At 66.8% G+C, this 15,957-nt stretch carries 14 protein-coding genes; 9 read left to right on the top strand and 5 right to left on the bottom strand.

Annotated elements, in window-relative coordinates:
- Positions 1-34 precede the first annotated feature (34 nt).
- Positions 35-466 (top strand): MarR family winged helix-turn-helix transcriptional regulator, encoded by a 432-nt coding sequence (locus EYZ64_RS19540; RefSeq protein ID WP_135455864.1) that lies wholly within the window; start codon positions 35-37, stop codon positions 464-466.
- Positions 467-475: 9 nt separating this feature from the next.
- Here the strand turns inward: EYZ64_RS19540 and panB are convergent, their stop codons facing one another.
- A complete protein-coding gene (gene panB / locus EYZ64_RS19535) occupies positions 476-1,321 on the bottom strand; it encodes a 3-methyl-2-oxobutanoate hydroxymethyltransferase (protein ID WP_135455862.1) in 846 nt (281 codons plus the stop codon).
- Positions 1,322-1,476: 155 nt separating this feature from the next.
- On the opposite strand from panB, the gene EYZ64_RS19530 reads away from it, so the two are divergent.
- The 7 genes from EYZ64_RS19530 to EYZ64_RS19500 all read left to right on the top strand — a co-directional run bounded on the left by EYZ64_RS19530 (position 1,477) and on the right by EYZ64_RS19500 (position 12,077).
- Positions 1,477-2,868, top strand: coding sequence for a WS/DGAT/MGAT family O-acyltransferase (locus EYZ64_RS19530; protein ID WP_135455860.1), 1,392 nt, complete (start codon positions 1,477-1,479; stop codon positions 2,866-2,868).
- A 65-nt stretch (positions 2,869-2,933) separates the two neighbouring features.
- Positions 2,934-4,451 (top strand): alpha/beta hydrolase, encoded by a 1,518-nt coding sequence (locus EYZ64_RS19525; RefSeq protein ID WP_286175064.1) that lies wholly within the window; start codon positions 2,934-2,936, stop codon positions 4,449-4,451.
- Between the two features lie 89 nt (positions 4,452-4,540).
- Positions 4,541-6,064, top strand: coding sequence for an alpha/beta hydrolase (locus EYZ64_RS19520; RefSeq protein WP_135455856.1), 1,524 nt, complete (start codon positions 4,541-4,543; stop codon positions 6,062-6,064).
- A 52-nt stretch (positions 6,065-6,116) separates the two neighbouring features.
- Positions 6,117-7,457 (top strand): type I glutamate--ammonia ligase, encoded by a 1,341-nt coding sequence (glnA, locus tag EYZ64_RS19515; protein ID WP_036449413.1) that lies wholly within the window; start codon positions 6,117-6,119, stop codon positions 7,455-7,457.
- A 51-nt stretch (positions 7,458-7,508) separates the two neighbouring features.
- Positions 7,509-10,514: a bifunctional [glutamine synthetase] adenylyltransferase/[glutamine synthetase]-adenylyl-L-tyrosine phosphorylase gene (locus tag EYZ64_RS19510; protein ID WP_135455854.1), complete on the top strand. Its 3,006-nt coding sequence runs from the start codon at positions 7,509-7,511 to the stop codon at positions 10,512-10,514.
- A gap of 79 nt (positions 10,515-10,593) precedes the next feature.
- The gene (locus tag EYZ64_RS19505) at positions 10,594-11,223 is read left to right on the top strand and encodes a PaaI family thioesterase (RefSeq protein WP_135455852.1); all 630 of its coding nucleotides are present in this window, start codon (positions 10,594-10,596) and stop codon (positions 11,221-11,223) included.
- On the top strand, positions 11,220-12,077 hold the full coding sequence (locus tag EYZ64_RS19500; RefSeq protein WP_135455850.1) for a TIGR03619 family F420-dependent LLM class oxidoreductase: 858 nt from the start codon (positions 11,220-11,222) through the stop codon (positions 12,075-12,077). The genes EYZ64_RS19505 and EYZ64_RS19500 overlap by 4 nt, the downstream gene beginning before the upstream one ends.
- Here the strand turns inward: EYZ64_RS19500 and EYZ64_RS19495 are convergent.
- The 3 genes from EYZ64_RS19495 to glnA (EYZ64_RS19485) form a co-directional block, all read right to left on the bottom strand.
- Positions 12,074-12,508: a DoxX family protein gene (locus EYZ64_RS19495; RefSeq protein ID WP_135455848.1), complete on the bottom strand. Its 435-nt coding sequence runs from the start codon at positions 12,506-12,508 to the stop codon at positions 12,074-12,076. The genes EYZ64_RS19500 and EYZ64_RS19495 overlap by 4 nt on opposite strands.
- Positions 12,509-12,539: 31 nt before the next feature.
- The gene (gene dtd, locus EYZ64_RS19490) at positions 12,540-12,971 is read right to left on the bottom strand and encodes a D-aminoacyl-tRNA deacylase (protein ID WP_135455846.1); all 432 of its coding nucleotides are present in this window, start codon (positions 12,969-12,971) and stop codon (positions 12,540-12,542) included.
- 100 nt (positions 12,972-13,071) lie between these two features.
- Complete coding sequence (glnA, locus tag EYZ64_RS19485; RefSeq protein WP_135455844.1) at positions 13,072-14,508, bottom strand: type I glutamate--ammonia ligase; 1,437 nt, start codon at positions 14,506-14,508, stop codon at positions 13,072-13,074.
- A gap of 147 nt (positions 14,509-14,655) precedes the next feature.
- Here glnA (EYZ64_RS19485) and EYZ64_RS19480 point away from each other — a divergent pair, with 147 nt between their 5' ends.
- Positions 14,656-15,132, top strand: coding sequence for an RDD family protein (locus EYZ64_RS19480; protein WP_135455842.1), 477 nt, complete (start codon positions 14,656-14,658; stop codon positions 15,130-15,132).
- Positions 15,133-15,201: 69 nt separating this feature from the next.
- Here the strand turns inward: EYZ64_RS19480 and EYZ64_RS19475 are convergent, their stop codons facing one another.
- Positions 15,202-15,954 carry a DUF4191 domain-containing protein gene (locus EYZ64_RS19475; protein WP_135455840.1) on the bottom strand — a complete coding sequence of 251 codons (753 nt, stop codon included), beginning with the start codon at positions 15,952-15,954 and terminating at the stop codon, positions 15,202-15,204.
- Between the last annotated feature and the right edge of the window lie 3 nt (positions 15,955-15,957).

Raw genomic sequence — 15,957 nt, 5'->3', positions numbered from 1 at the left:
ATATTCTCCGTCAACAGGTCGGAGGAGAACCGTCGTGAATGACGAGCAACGGAGCGCGGCAGAACTGGCCGACGCTTTCGGGCGCGCTGCCAAATCCGTTGTCCGCGCATTCGACGAGCGCCTCGGCGACCGCGGCGTGTCGACCCCGCGGTCCAAGCTGCTCGCCGAGATCGAACGGATGCAACCGGTCCGCTCAGCCGAGGTGGCCCGGGCGGTCGGTGTCACCCAAGCCACCGCATCAACCCTCGTCGAGGCTCTGGTGCGCGAAGGGCTGGTGGTCCGTGCACCCGATGAAAACGACCGCCGGGCAGTGCGATTGACGACGACGGCCGAGGGGCAGGAGCAGGCCCGGCACTGGCGGGCCGACTACATCGCCGCTGCACACGAGATGTTCGCCGGCCTCACCAGTGAGGACAAGGCAACGCTCACCCGGTTACTCATCAAACTCGGTGACGCGCTGGCCTGAAGCCGAGAATCAGTAGCTGTGCTCTTCGGCCGGGAACACCCCGGTCGCCACGTCGTGGGCGTACTGCGCTGCCGCGCGGTGCAGTTCGCCACCCACGTCACCGAAGCGCTTGACGAACTTCGCGGTCTTGCCGCTGGTTAGTCCGGCCATGTCCTGCCAGACAAGTACCTGGGCGTCGCAATTCGGCCCGGCACCGATGCCGACCGTCGGGATCGTCAGCTTGCCGGTGATCTGAGTGGCCAACTCGGCGGGCACCATCTCCAGCACCACCGCGATTGCACCGGCTTCCTGCACGGCGATCGCGTCGTGGATCGTCTGGTCGGCGGCGTCGCCGCGGCCCTGGACGCGGTATCCGCCCAGCCCGTTGACGCTCTGCGGGGTGAAGCCGATGTGCGCCACCACCGGGATGCCGGCGGCAGACAGCGTCGCGATTTGATCGGCCATTCGCTCACCACCCTCGAGCTTGATCGCCTGCGCGCCGGTCTCCTTCATGAAGCGGGTGGCGGTGGCCAGTGCCTGGGTCGGGCTGCTCTCGTAGCTGCCGAACGGCATGTCGGCGATCACCAGGGCATGCGGGGCGCCCTTGACGACCGCGCGCGCCAACGGGATCAGCTCGTCGATGGAGATCGGCACGGTCGTGTCATAGCCGTACACGACGTTTGCCGCCGAGTCGCCGACCAGCAGCACCGGAATCTCGGCCTCGTCGAATACCCGCGCACTGGAGTAGTCGTAACAGGTGAGCATCGCCCACTTGTGGCCTTCGGACTTCCATTTCTGCAGCGTGAGCGTGCGGACCTTGGTGCGCGGCTTGGCTTCGGCAGAATCGGAAGCACCATAAACAGACTGTTCAGACATCGTCGTCCTTTGATGGTCGGTTCGATCCTCGAGGCCGCCTGGCGGTCCCCGGGTTCGTCGGACGTCTGCCAGTCTGCCACTGCGGGGAATGAAGGCAAAAGCGACGTTCGAGTGGATTTCCTCACAGTTTCCGCGCTGCGCCTTAACATCAGCGCATGCAACGGCTCAGCGGACTCGACGCCAGCTTCCTGTATCTCGAAACCGCCGCGCAGCCCATGCACGTGTGCTCGGTGCTCGAACTGGACACTTCGACCATGCCGGGCGGCTACACGTTCGACCGGATGCGCGACGAACTCTCATTGCGTATCAAGGCGATGCCGCATTTCCGGGAGAAGCTGGCCGACAGCCGGTTCAACCTCGACCACCCGGTGTGGGTGGAAGACAAGGACTTTGACGTCAACCGGCATCTGCACCGGATCGGGCTGCCCGCCCCCGGCGGGCGCACCGAGCTGGCCGAGATCTGCGGTCACATCGCCTCGCTGCCGTTGGACCGGACCCGGCCGCTGTGGGAGATGTGGATCATCGAGAACATCGCGGGCACTGATGCGCATCACGGCGGCCGGCTGGCATTGATGACGAAGATCCACCACGCCGGGGTCGACGGCGTCACCGGGGCCAACCTGATGTCACAGCTGTGCACCACCGAGGCCGACGCGCCGCCGCCCGATCCGGTGGACGGGGTCGGCGGCGCCTCGGGAGCCGAGATCGCCATCAGCGGTGCCCTCAAGTTCGCGGCCCGCCCGCTCAAGCTGGCCAATATGCTGCCCACCACGGCGACGACGGTCGTCGACACGGTGCGCCGGGCATTCAGCGGACAGGCAATGGCGGCGCCGTTCAATGCGCCCAAAACCGCGTTCAACACCAACATCACCGGCCAGCGCAGCGTCGCATTCGCCCAGTTGGACCTCGAGGACATCAAGACCGTCAAGAACCACTTCGACGTCAAGGTCAACGATGTGGTGATGGCGCTGGTATCCGGCGTCCTGCGCACGTTCCTGCACGACCGCGGCGAACTACCGGAGAACTCTCTGGTCGCGATGGTGCCGGTGTCGGTGCACGATCGCTCCGACCGGCCCGGCCGTAACCAGGTGTCGGGGATGTTCTCCAAGCTCGAAACCAACATCGACGACCCAGCTCAGCGGCTGATGGCCATCGCCGCGTCGAATTCGGTTGCCAAGCAACACAGTTTCGCGATCGGTGCGACGCTGCTTCAGGACTGGACGCAGTTCGCGGCACCGGCGGTGTTCGGCGCCGCGATGCGGGTGTACGCGGCCAGCCGGCTGTCCGGGGCCAAACCCGTCCACAATCTCGTCATCTCCAACGTGCCGGGGCCCCAGGAGCCGCTGTACCTCCTGGGCTGCAAGGTCAAGGCCATGTACCCGCTGGGCCCGATCTTCCACGGATCGGGGCTGAACATCACCGTGATGTCGCTGACCGGGATGCTCGACGTCGGCATCATGTCCTGCCCCGAATTACTGCCTGACCTGTGGGACATGGCCGACGATTTCCACGTGGCGCTCGACGAACTGCTCGCCGCTACCCGATAGCGCCCCTGCGCGTCGCGACCAGGCGCGGCCTGCGGTGATGTCGCGTCATGGCAGCATGGTCAGCCATGAAGTTCAGGATGAGGTTCGGCGCGCTGCTGGCGGTGACGGCGGTGGCCGCGGCGAGCTGCACCCAGGTGGTCGACGGGGAAGCCAAGATCGCGGTCCCGCGGCCCGGCACGCCGGTGCAATGGCTGCCGTGCAACGCCGGTTCGGGTGATCACGCGCAGATCCCCGACAACGCCGAATGCGGGATGTTGTCGGTGCCGGTCGACTACTCCAAGCCGGAAGGCGAAGTCGCCCGGCTGGCGATCATCCGCTTCCCGGCAGCGGGCCAGAAGATCGGCTCACTGGTGATCAACCCCGGCGGCCCCGGTGAATCCGGGGTCGAATCGGCCGTCTCTCTGTTGTCCGGCCTGCCGCAGTCGGTCAAGGACCGCTTCGACATCGTCGGGTTCGATCCGCGTGGTGTCGGATCCTCGACGCCTGCGGTGTGGTGCAACTCCGACGACGACAACGACCGGCTGCGGGCCGACCCGACCGTCGAATACACGCCCGAAGGCGTCGAGCACCTGGAGAAGGAAACCAAGGACTTCGTCCAGCGCTGCGTCGACAAGATGGGCAAGGAGTTCCTGGAGAACGTCGGCACCGAGAACGTCGCCAAGGATCTGGATGCGATCCGGGTCGCACTCGGCGACGACAAGCTGACCTACCTGGGTTACTCCTACGGCACCCGGATCGGCGCGACCTACGCCGAGCAGTTCCCGGAGAAGGTCCGCGCGATGATCCTCGACGGAGCCGTCGACCCCAATGCGGACCCGGTGGAGGAAGACATCCGTCAGGCGGCCGCGTTCCAGAAGGCCTTCGACGATTACGCCACCGACTGCGCCACGAAGAACCCCGACTGCCCGCTGGGCACGGATCCGGCCAAGGCCGTCGAGGTGTACAAGAGCCTGGTCGATCCGCTGGTGGAACACCCGGCCAAGACGCGCGATTCGCGCGGGCTGAGCTACAGCGACGCCACCGTGGGCACCATCCTGCCGCTGTACTCGCCGAATCTGTGGCGGCACCTGACCGAGGGCCTGACCGGGCTGAAGAACGGCAACGGCGATGTGATGCTGGCGCTGGCCGACCTCTACATGGGCCGAGATGCCAAGGGCCACTACAACAATTCGACCGACGTACGGGTCGCGGTCAACTGCGTGGACAAGCCCGCGATCACCGACCGGGCCACCGTCGTCGACGAGGACCGGCGGGCCCGCGAGGTGGCGCCGTTCATGAGCTACGGCGAATTCACCGGGAACGCGCCGATGGGTACCTGCGCGTTCTGGCCGGTGCCGCCGACGAGCAAGCCGCATGAGATCTCGGTGAAGGGACTGCCCCCGACGTTGATCGTGTCGACCACCAACGACCCGGCCACGCCGTACCAGGCCGGTGTCGACCTGGCCCGCCAACTCGGCGGCACGCTGGTGACCTTCGAAGGCACCCAGCACACCGTGGTGTTCCAGGGCAACAAGTGCATCGACGACATCGCCGCCACCTACCTCCTCGACGTGACGGTGCCGCCACCCGGAACCCGTTGCTGACCGGATCCGGCCGACAAGGTCACCGGATGGTCTCCTGCCGATCTCTGGTCGGCCTCAGGCACAGACCCGCTACCGGTCGCCGTGGGACCATGACTGCCGTGTGGTGGGCAGGCGGGGCGATACGCGTTGTGGCGGCAGCGCTCCTCGGCGCAACCGCTGTGCTGTGCCCGATCGCCGCACCGGCCGCACAGGCCGCACCGGAATCGGGGCCGGAATGGGGAAGTTGCGCCCGTTGGGTGCAAGATCCGGCCACGATCCCGACCGCACAATGCGGCTCCGTCGCGGTACCGCTGGACTGGAATTCGCCGGATCCTCAAGGCGCACAAGCGCAATTGGCGGTCATCCGGATACCGGCCAGCGGTGAGCGGATCGGCGCGTTGTTCATCAACCCCGGCGGCCCCGGCGCCTCGGCGGTGAACACCGTCGCCGGCATGGGCGCCGCGCTGGCCGGCTCACCACTCACCGACCATTTCGATCTGGTCGGCTTCGACCCGCGCGGCGTCGGGCATTCCACTCCGGAGTTGCGGTGCCGGACAGACGCCGAGATCGACGCCTACCGCCGCGAGCCGATGGCCGATTACAGCCCGGCCGGCGTCGCCCACATCGAAGACGTCTACCGCCAGTTCGCCCAGCAGTGCCTGGACCGCATGGGCGCGCCGTTCCTGGCCAACGTGGGCACCGCCTCGGCGGTGCGGGACATGGATGCGGTGCGCGCCGCGCTGGGGGAGGAGCAGATCAACTATCTGGGCTTCTCCTACGGCACCGAACTCGGCGGCGCGTACGCCGAACAGTTCGGCGACCGGGTGCGCACCATGGTGCTCGACGGGGCGATCGACCCCAGCCAGGATCCGATCACCAAGAACAACCGCCAGCTCGCCGGCTTCCAGAAGGCGTTCGACACCTACGCCGCGGACTGCGCGAAATCGACCGACTGCCCGCTGGGCACCGACCCCGCTCAGTTCGTCAGCCGGTTCCAGCGACTGGTGGACCCGTTGGTGACGACGCCGGGCGCCACCTCCGACCCGCGCGGACTCGGCTACGCCGACGCGATCACCGGCACCGGCAACGCCCTCTACTCGGCGCGGTACTGGCCCTACCTGACCAGCGGGCTGCTCGGGTTGTCGCGTGGCACCGACGCCGGGGACCTGCTGTTGCTCGCCGACGACTACTGGCGCCGCGACGAAAACGGGCACTACCAGAACATGCAGGACGCGTTCACCGCGATCCGCTGCGTGGACAGGCCGTTCCCCACCGACCCGGCTGTGTGGGCCGACGCCGATCAGCAGCTCCGTACCGTGGCACCGTTCATGTCCTACGGCGAGTTCACCGGATATGCGCCCCGCGACGTCTGTGCACTGTGGCCGGTGCCTGCGACGTCGGCGCCGCACCCGATCACCGGACCAGGACCCGGCAAGGTCGTGGTGGTGTCCACCACCGGGGACCCGGCCACGCCGTATCAGGCCGGGGTGGACCTGGCCCGGCAAATGGGCGGGGCGCTGATCTCCTTCACCGGCACCCAACACACCGTGGTGTTCAACGGAGACGCCTGCGTGGACACCGCGGTACTGGGTTTCTTTGTCAACGGAACCTCGCCGGGCGACCTCTCCTGCTAACTCCTTGCAGGGCTGTAACACAGATTTAACAGCCGATGCCTACGCTGCGGGCATGGACCGCCAGAAGGAATTCGTGCTGCGCACACTGGAGGAACGCGACATCCGGTTCGTTCGGTTGTGGTTCACCGACGTCCTCGGCTACCTCAAATCGGTAGCGATCGCGCCCGCCGAACTCGAAGGTGCCTTCGAGGAGGGCATCGGTTTCGACGGCTCTTCGATCGAGGGCTTCGCCCGAGTCTCGGAGTCGGACACCGTGGCCCGCCCCGATCCGTCCACCTTCCAGGTGCTGCCCTGGACCACCAGCGCCGGCAAGCACTACTCGGCACGCATGTTCTGCGACATCACCATGCCGGACGGCTCACCGTCGTGGGCCGACTCCCGGCACGTGCTGCGCCGCCAGCTGGCCAAGGCCAGCGACCTGGGCTTCACCTGCTACGTGCACCCCGAGATCGAGTTCTTCCTGCTGCAGCCCGGACCTGACGACGGCTCGGTGCCCGTGCCGGCCGACAACAGCGGCTATTTCGATCAGGCCGTGCACGATTCGGCCCCCAACTTCCGCCGCCACGCCATCGAGGCCCTGGAACAGATGGGCATCTCGGTGGAGTTCAGCCACCACGAGGGCGCGCCCGGCCAGCAGGAGATCGACCTGCGCTACGCCGACGCACTGTCGATGGCCGACAACGTGATGACCTTCCGCTATCTGGTCAAGGAGGTCGCCCTCGCCGACGGCGTGCGTGCGTCGTTCATGCCAAAGCCGTTCGGCGAGCACCCGGGATCGGCCATGCACACGCACATGAGCCTGTTCGAAGGCGACACCAACGCCTTCCACAGCCCCGACGACCCGCTGCAGCTCTCGGATGTGGCCAAGTCGTTCATCGCAGGCATCCTGGAGCACGCCAGCGAGATCAGTGCCGTGACCAACCAGTGGGTGAACTCCTACAAGCGCCTGGTGCATGGCGGCGAGGCGCCGACCGCGGCCTCGTGGGGCGCGGCCAACCGCTCGGCGCTGGTACGGGTTCCGATGTACACCCCGCGCAAGGCGTCGTCGCGGCGCGTCGAGGTTCGCAGCCCCGACTCGGCATGCAACCCCTACCTGACCTTCGCGGTCCTGCTGGCCGCCGGCCTGCGGGGCGTCGAGAAGGGTTACGTGCTGGGCCCGCAGGCCGAGGACAACGTCTGGAGCCTGACGCCCGAGGAGCGGCGCGCCATGGGCTACCGCGAGCTGCCGTCCAGCCTGGGCAATGCTCTGGAGGCCATGGAGAACTCCGAGCTCGTCGCGGAAGCGTTGGGGGAGCACGTATTCGACTACTTCCTGCGCAACAAGCGCGCGGAGTGGGAGAACTACCGCAGCCACGTCACGCCCTACGAGCTGAAGAACTACCTGTCGCTGTGAGTCGGGGGCGGTAGCAGTGCCGGTATTTTCCTGCGGGCGTGCGCTACCGTCGTGAACGTGCCAAAGCCTGCAACCGATCGTCCGAAACTGCCCAGCGTAGGTCGGCTCGGTTTGGTGCATCCGCAGGCGTCGGCCCACCTGGAACAGCTCGGCTGGAACACCGAGGCGCACGTCGAGCTTCTGTGGTCGCTGTCGCGCGCACCCGACGCCGACATCGCGCTGCTGGCGATGGTGCGGCTGGCCGATGCGCTCGGGGCCGACGCGGACGAGCTCAACCGCCAACTATTGACCGACCGGGCCCTGCGGGGCCGGCTGTTCGGCGTACTGGGATCCTCCCTGGCTCTCGGTGACCACCTCGTCGCCCACCCGCAGTCGTGGCGGTTGTTGGTCGGCAACGTCGTCCTCCCCGGTGTCGAGGAGCTGCACAGCGTCTTCACCGCTGCCGCCCGCAATGTCGAGATCGACAGGGGCGCAAGCAGTGCCGTGCCCGCGCTGCGGGATCTCTACCGCGACCGGTTGTTGGTCCTCGGTGCCCTCGACGTGGCGTCCACCGTCGAGAACGAGCCGGTGCTGCCCTTCGTCGAGGTCGCCGCACACCTGTCCGACCTCGCCGATGCCGCGCTGGGCGCAGCGCTGACGGTTGCCACCCGGGTTGTGTGCGCGGGCGGCAGCGAGCCCCGGCTGGCGGTCATCGCCATGGGCAAATGCGGTGCGCGCGAGCTGAATTACGTCAGCGACGTCGACGTCATCTTCGTGGGTGAACCCGTCGGAGACGGGGACAACGACGACAACCTGGCCACCGCGAACCGGGTCGCCGGTGAGATGATGCGCTTCGCCGGCGATGCCTTCTTCGAGGTCGATGCCGCGTTGCGCCCGGAGGGCAAACGCGGTCAACTGGTCCGGACGCTGGAATCCCATATCGCCTACTACGAGCGCTGGGCGAAAACCTGGGAATTCCAGGCGCTGCTCAAGGCGCGTCCCGCCGCGGGGGGCCCCGAGCTCGGTAAGGCCTACATCGAGGCCCTGATGCCCATGGTGTGGACCGCTTGCGAGCGTGAGGATTTCGTTCCCGAGGTGCAGGCCATGCGACGCCGCGTCGAGGAACTCGTCCCGGCCGGGGTGCGGGCCCGCGAGCTCAAGCTCGGCACCGGAGGCCTGCGCGACGTCGAATTCGCCGTCCAGCTCCTGCAATTGGTGCACGGACGCAATGACGACTCACTGCATGTGGCGTCCACCGTCGACGCGCTGGCGGCCCTCGGCGAGGGCGGCTACATCGGCCGCGACGACACCGCCAACATGACCGCGTCCTACGAATTCCTGCGGCTGCTCGAACACCGGCTGCAGTTGCAGCGGCTCAAGCGCACCCACATGCTGCCCGACGACAACGACGACGAGGCCTACCGTTGGCTGGCCCGGGCCGCGCACGTGCGCCCCGATGGCCGCCATGACGCGGCGGGCGTGCTGCGCGAGGAACTCAAACGGCAGAGCATGCGGGTGTCGCGGTTGCACGCCAAGCTCTTCTACCAGCCGCTGCTGGAATCGGTGGGTCAACCGGCGGTGGGCATCGGCGCCGGGATGAGCACCGAGGCGGCCGAACGTCAGCTCGCCGCACTGGGTTACGAGGGACCGCAGAGCGCGCTGACGCATCTGGCGGCGCTGACCGGCCAGGGCGGACGCCGTGCGCGGGTGCAACAGGTGCTGTTGCCGACCCTGCTGGACTGGCTCTCGGACACGCCGGACCCGGACGCCGGCCTGCTGGCCTACCGCCGGATCAGCGAGGAGCTGGCCGAGCAGCGCTGGTATCTGTCGACCCTGCGTGACGAGGGGGCGGTGGCCAAGCGGCTGATGCGCGTGCTCGGCACCTCGGCCTACATCCCGGAACTGCTGATGCGGGCTCCCGAGGTGATCCAGCTGTACGCCGACGGGCCCAGCGGGCCGAAACTGCTCGACGGTGATCCCGACAGCGTGGCTCGCGCACTGGTGGCCTCGGCCGGCCGGCATCCGGACCCGGTACGCGGCATCGCGGCCGCGCGCACGCTGCGCCGGCGGGAACTGGCCCGCATCGCCTCGGCCGACGTGCTGGGCCTGCTCGATGTGACCGACGTCTGCAAGGCATTGACCTCGGTGTGGGTCGCAGTGCTGGAGGCCGCGCTGAATGCGGTGGTCCGGGCCAACACACCGGAATCCGGTGCGCCCGCACGCATCGCGGTGATCGGCATGGGCCGGCTCGGCGGCGGCGAGCTCGGATACGGCTCCGACGCCGACGTGATGTTCGTGTGCGAACCGGCCACCGGCGTCGAGGAGTCCGCAGCCATGCGCTGGTCGGTGAGCATCGCCGAACAGGTGAGGGCCCTGCTGGGGACGCCGAGCGCGGATCCGCCACTGGAGGTCGACACCGGGCTGCGTCCAGAGGGGCGAAACGGACCGCTGGTGCGCACGCTGGCCTCGTATGCGGCCTATTACGAGCAGTGGGCCCAGCCGTGGGAGATCCAGGCGCTGTTGCGGGCCCACCGGGTGGCAGGCGATCTGGAACTCGGCGAACGCTTTCTGGTGATGGTCGACAAGACCCGTTACCCCTCCGGCGGGGTATCGGCCGAGACCGTCCAGGAGATCCGGCGAATCAAGGCCCGCGTGGACGCCGAGCGTCTGCCCCGCGGTGCCGACCCCAACACGCACACCAAACTGGGCCGTGGCGGGCTGGCCGACATCGAGTGGACCGTGCAGCTGCTGCAACTGCGCTACGCCCACAAGGTGCCGGCGCTGCACAACACCTCGACATTGCAGACCCTCGACGCGATCGGCGCGGCCGAACTGGTCGCCGAGAGCGACGTCGAGCTGTTGCGCGACGCCTGGCTGACGGCCACGCGGGCGCGCAACGCCCTGGTGCTGGTGCGCGGCAAGCCCACCGATCAGTTGCCCGGGCCGGGTCGTCAGCTCAACGCGGTGGCCTTGGCGGCCGGGTGGGGCAGCGACGACGGTGGGGAGTTCCTGGACAACTACCTGCGGGTGACCCGGCGGGCGAAGGGCGTGGTCCGGAAGATTTTCGGCGGAGAGTAGGGGTTAGGCCGCCCCGAGTGCAGGACGTCGCAGTGGGTGATGTTAATAAGGGCGTATAACCAATTCACTGGGAGTCCGGATGAAGCACACGTTCGACGTCATCACCGCGGCCGAGCACGATCGGCTCGAAGCCCTCTATGAGCCCTTTGCCCAGGCGATGCGCGAACTCGTCGACGCCGGTGTGCGCACCCAGGTGGACCCGCAGACCATCGCTGAGGCCACCGCGGCCGTCGAGGCCGTCACCGCCTCGCTGCGCCGCGAACAGCGCGACGGGCCGCAGGCCATGCTGCATGCCGAGACGAACCGCCCGGTGGTGTGGGCGAACCCGGTCGTCGGATTGCGCAATGCGCTGGCCCCGCCGCTGGTGATCGAGCACGCCGACGACGGCAGCTGCTGGAGCGAATTCGTGCTGGGCGCCGCCTATGAGGGGCCGCTGGGCTGGGTGCACGGCGGCATCTGCGCGTTGGTGCTCGACCACATTCTCGGCGAGGTGGCCAGTGGCGGACTGCACGAGCCGCGCTATACCGGGACCATCACCTGTCGCTATGGTCGCGGCACGCCGCTGGGCCCGTTGCGCGCTGAGGCCTACATCGACCGGACCGAAGGCGTGAAAACCTTTGCGCGGGGCCATATCAGCGACGCCGACGGGATCACCGTCGAGGCTGAGGGAGTCTTCATCACGCCGGCATGGGCGCGGGATGCCGGATGAAGGTCTACGTGAGCATGGCCTTCATGGATACCCGGGAGGCCGTCGAAGTAGCCAGGGCGGCAGACGATCTCGGCTATGACGGCATGGGCATCCCGGATCACGTGGTGAACCTCGAGACGCTGAACACGCCGTATCCGTACACCAAGGACGGCAAGCGGCGCTGGGAGGCGTTCACCGACTGGCCGGACCCGTGGGTGATGATCGGCGCACTCGCGCTGGTCACCACTCGGCTGAAGTTCGTCACCACGGTCTACCTGCCAGCGATGCGCGACCCGTATTCGGCGGCGAAAGCCATTGGCACCGCTGCCTATCTGGCCGGGGGACGGCTGGAGCTCGGCATCGGTGTCGGCTGGTGCGAGGAGGAGTTTGAACTGCTGGGCCAGCAATTCGCGCGGCGCGGAAAGCGCACCGACGAGATGCTCGAATTGATGAAGAAGCTGTGGGAGCCCGGGTGGACCGAGTTCTCCGGCGAGTTCTATTCCACCCCGCGCCTGGAGATGGAGCCCACGCCGCCGCGGATCCCGATCTATGTCGGCGGGCTGTCCGACATCGCGCTGCGCCGTGCGGCGCGGCACGACGGGTGGATCGGTGATCTGATCTCCACCGAGGCTGCCCTGCAGCGGGTCGACCGGCTACGTGACCTGCGCGCCGAAAAGGGTTTGACGATGGACGATTTCACCGTCATCACACCGCTGACCGACGCCTTCACCCCCGAGCACTACGCCCGGGCGGAAGCCGGCGGCATCCAGGGCATCATCACCATGCCGTGGATGTTCTACAGCGGCCCCAGCGCCACGCTGGCCGAGAAGATCGACGGGTTGAAGCGGTTCCGCAAGGACCTCGCGCTGGACTAGGTGCGCTTACTGCGCGCCGCATCCAACGCGAACGCACCGCCACCGATTGCGGCGAGCAGCAGGAAGCCGAAGCAGTACAGCACGGCGAGTTCGCCGCCGTTCTCGATCGGCAACAGACCCTTGGGCTGATGCTGGGTGAAGTAGGCGAACGCCATCTCGCCGGAGGCGATGAAGGCCGCGATGCGGGTGAACAAGCCGGTCAGGATCAGAAGGCCCAGAACGAATTCGATGAGGCCGCCGTACCAGAAGGGCCAGGTGCCCACCGGCACTGCCGGACCGACGAGATCGCCTGCGTTGTCCGGCATCCCGACCGGCCAGGCGAACAACTTCTGGGCTCCGTGGATGGTGTACAGGAAACCGAACACGACACGGAACAAACTGATGACAGCGGGCGAAAGCGAGCCCAGTCGGGTGTCCAGGTTGGTCGTCATGTGCTGACAATACGCGCAGCTCGAATGAAACTCAGAGCTCCAGCAACACTGTTACCGGTCCGTCATTGACCAGTTCCACCCGCATATCCGCACCGAAAACCCCTGTTTCCACAACCGCGCCCAACTTCCTCAACGCGTCGGCAAATTCGGCCACCAGCGGTTCGGCGACGGGCCCCGGCGCTGCCGCATTCCACGACGGGCGCCTGCCCTTGTCGGTATTGGCGTACAACGTGAACTGACTGATCACCAGGATGGGGGCGGCAACGTCCGATGCGGATTTCTCGCCGTCGAGAATTCGTAACTGCCAGAGCTTTTCGGCCATCCGTCGGGCCTTGGCGGCGTCGTCGTCATGAGTCGCCCCGACCAGGGCGAGCAGTCCCTGCGGGTTCGGAGCGATCGCGCCGACGACTTCGCCGTCGATCGCAACGCTCGCCGATGTCACCCGCTGCACCAGAACACGCATCGGTCCATTGTGCGGATTGACGCCGAGCAGACACAAAACTGCCCCTCTTCCGAAGAAAAGGGGCAGTTCTGCGTCTGCTCGCGCTAGGACGTGACGGAACTTACACGTCGTAGTACAGGCTGAACTCGTACGGGTGAGGCCGGATCTGGATCGGCATGATCTCGTTCTCCCGCTTGTAGGAGATCCAGGTCTCGATCAGGTCCTCGGTGAACACGCCACCCTCGGTGAGGTACTCGTGGTCCTCTTCGAGCCTGTCGATGACTGCGGACAGCGAGGTCGGGGCCTGCGGGATGTTGGCGGCCTCGTCCGGCGGCAGCTCGTAGAGGTCCTTGTCGACCGGGGCCAGCGGCTCGATCTTCTTCTTGATGCCGTCGATGCCGGCCATCAGCATCGCCGCGAACGCCAGGTACGGGTTACCCGAGCTGTCCGGGCAGCGGAACTCGAGGCGCTTGGCCTTCGGGTTGTTGCCGGTGATCGGGATACGGACACAGGCCGAGCGGTTGCGCTGGCTGTACACCAGGTTGATCGGGGCCTCGTAACCCGGCACCAGACGCTTGTAGGAGTTCACCGTCGGGTTGGTGAACGCCAGCAGCGACGGAGCGTGGTGCAGGATGCCGCCGATGTAGTGGCGGGCGATGTCGGACAGGCCGGCGTAGCCGGACTCGTCGTGGAACAGCGGCTTGCCGTCCTTCCACAGCGACTGGTGGGCGTGCATGCCGGAACCGTTGTCACCGAACAGCGGCTTGGGCATGAAGGTGACGGTCTTGCCGTTCTGCCACGCGGTGTTCTTGATGATGTACTTGAACAGCAGCACATCGTCGGCTGCGGCCAGCAGGGTGTTGAACTTGTAGTTGATCTCGGCCTGGCCGGCGGTGCCCACCTCGTGGTGGCCGCGCTCGAGGGTGAACCCGGCGTTGATCAGGTTGGTCGACATCTCGTCGCGCAGGTCGACGTAGTGGTCGTACGGAGCGACGGGGAAGTAGCCACCCTTGGGGCGGACCTTGTAACCGAGGTTGGGGGAGCCGTCGGCCTCGGAGGGCTCGCCGGTGTTCCACCACGCGGACTCGGAATCGACCTCGTAGAAGGTGCCGTTCATCTTGGAGTCGAACGCCACCGAATCGAAGATGTAGAACTCGGCCTCGGCACCGAAGTAACAGGTATCGGCGATACCGGTGCTGGCCAGGTAGTTCTCCGCCTTGCGGGCCACGTTGCGCGGGTCGCGGGAGTAGGCCTCACGGGTGAACGGATCGTGCACGAAGAAGCTCAGGTTCAGCGTCTTGGCGGCGCGGAACGGGTCGATACGCGCGGTGTCGGGGTCCGGCAGCAGCATCATGTCGGATTCGTGGATCGACTGGAAGCCGCGGACCGACGAGCCGTCGAACGCGAGGCCGTCCTCGAAGACGCTCTGGTCGAACGCCGACGCCGGGATCGAGAAGTGCTGGACGACGCCGGGCAGATCGCAGAAGCGAATGTCGACGTACTCGACGTTCTCGTCCTTGATCAGCTTGAAGATGTCGTCGGACGTCTTTTCTGCCACTGAGTGTTCTCCTTTACTGGTAACCCGCGGGTTGACGCTAAGGACACGATGTTGCGCAGTCGTCAACCATATGTTGCGCGCAAGTTACGCAATCGCTTGCGATGCCGACGGGCAACCCCGCTCTCGGCTAAATCTATCCTGGCAACCATGGCACGCGAGATTTCGTCCTGGCTGTCCGGTCCCGCTTCCGACCCAGCCAGTGGGTATCCAGGGGAGCGGCTTGGGTTGCCCGAGCATGGGCCGGGTTCGATCGCGCGGTTCGGCCGACGCGTCGGTGCCATCCTGGTCGACTGGCTGGTCGCTGTCGGCCTCACCGGCGTATTGGCGGTGTCTCTGGGGCTGATGAGTCGCGAGCAACTGTTGTACTCGATGGATTTCCGGAACATCGCTCTGCTGGTCTGGCTGGTCATCGGCGTTACGGCGGTGCGGTTGTTCGGGTTCACCCCGGGCCAGTATCTGCTCGGACTGGGGGTGATTCCGCTCGACGGCCGTGACCGCGTCACAGTGGGCCGGGCCCTCACGCGCAACCTGCTGATCGTGCTGGTGATCCCGGCACTGTTCACCGATGCCGACCATCGAGGTTTGCATGATCTGGCATCCAAGACCGCGGTGGTGCGGCGGTAGCTCCACCCCGAACGTGACGAAGATCGCGAGGTTCTCGCGATCTTGATCACACTCGGCGGCTGGGCGCGGTCAGCGCCTGCGGACCGTCCGCTGCACACCGCGCATCTTCGCGCCGGCGGGCATCGGGCCCTTGGGCATCCCGGCCGGACCGGCCTTGGTGCTGAGCGCGGCGAGCCGGGACTCGATCGAGTCCATCTGCTTGACCGTGATGTTCGCCGGCAGCTTGTTCAGGTGCCGCTCCAGCTTGGACAACGGCACCTCGCCCTCACCGTTGCCGACCACGATGTCGTAGATCGGGATCTCGCCGACCAGGCGTGCCGTGCGCTTCTTCTCCTGCGCCAGCAGCGGCTTGACCCGATTGGCCGAACCCTCACCGACGAAGATCACGCCGGGCCGGCCGATGACCCGGTGAACGGCGTCGAAATGACCGGTGGCCGCGACACCGGGGGTGACGCGCCACTTGCCGCGAAGATTGTCCAGCGCCCAGGCCGCGGCACCGGTCTGGCCCTCGGCCTTCGTGTAGACCGACTTTTGCGCCCGCCGGCCGAAGATGATGAAGGCGACCAGCGCGCCCAGCACCACGCCCAGCGGGATCAGCGTGTACATGGTGAACCCGCCGATGAGCAGACCGGCGACCACAGCGGCGGCCACGATCAGCACGAACGCGCCGATCATGTACGGCAGCAGGCGCTTGTCCTCTTTGCGCTGGATCTGGAATGCCTGCCACAGCTGACTGCGCCGCTGCTTGGATGCGGCCTTGCGGGCTGCCTTCGCCTCGGCCTTTGCCGCCTTGGTTTCTGCGGCATTGCGGGTTTTCGCCATTAC

Source organism: Mycobacterium sp. DL99 (genome assembly GCF_004762045.1).
Lineage (GTDB): Bacteria > Actinomycetota > Actinomycetes > Mycobacteriales > Mycobacteriaceae > Mycobacterium.
The sequence above is the reverse complement of the archived record's forward strand: the minus strand, read 5'-3'. Positions and strand labels throughout refer to the sequence as shown.

Bases quoted from the DNA above. Each gene is read 5' to 3' on its own strand.
- EYZ64_RS19505 (WP_135455852.1), top strand. From the start codon at position 10,594: ATGAAGCACACGTTCGACGTCATCACCGCGGCCGAGCACGATCGGCTC.
- panB (WP_135455862.1), bottom strand. From the start codon at position 1,321: ATGTCTGAACAGTCTGTTTATGGTGCTTCCGATTCTGCCGAAGCCAAG.
- EYZ64_RS19500 (WP_135455850.1), top strand. From the start codon at position 11,220: ATGAAGGTCTACGTGAGCATGGCCTTCATGGATACCCGGGAGGCCGTC.
- EYZ64_RS19530 (WP_135455860.1), top strand. From the start codon at position 1,477: ATGCAACGGCTCAGCGGACTCGACGCCAGCTTCCTGTATCTCGAAACC.
- EYZ64_RS19525 (WP_286175064.1), top strand. From the start codon at position 2,934: ATGAAGTTCAGGATGAGGTTCGGCGCGCTGCTGGCGGTGACGGCGGTG.
- glnA (WP_036449413.1), top strand. From the start codon at position 6,117: ATGGACCGCCAGAAGGAATTCGTGCTGCGCACACTGGAGGAACGCGAC.
- EYZ64_RS19495 (WP_135455848.1), bottom strand. From the start codon at position 12,508: ATGACGACCAACCTGGACACCCGACTGGGCTCGCTTTCGCCCGCTGTC.
- EYZ64_RS19475 (WP_135455840.1), bottom strand. From the start codon at position 15,954: ATGGCGAAAACCCGCAATGCCGCAGAAACCAAGGCGGCAAAGGCCGAG.
- dtd (WP_135455846.1), bottom strand. From the start codon at position 12,971: ATGCGTGTTCTGGTGCAGCGGGTGACATCGGCGAGCGTTGCGATCGAC.
- EYZ64_RS19480 (WP_135455842.1), top strand. From the start codon at position 14,656: ATGGCACGCGAGATTTCGTCCTGGCTGTCCGGTCCCGCTTCCGACCCA.
- EYZ64_RS19520 (WP_135455856.1), top strand. From the start codon at position 4,541: ATGACTGCCGTGTGGTGGGCAGGCGGGGCGATACGCGTTGTGGCGGCA.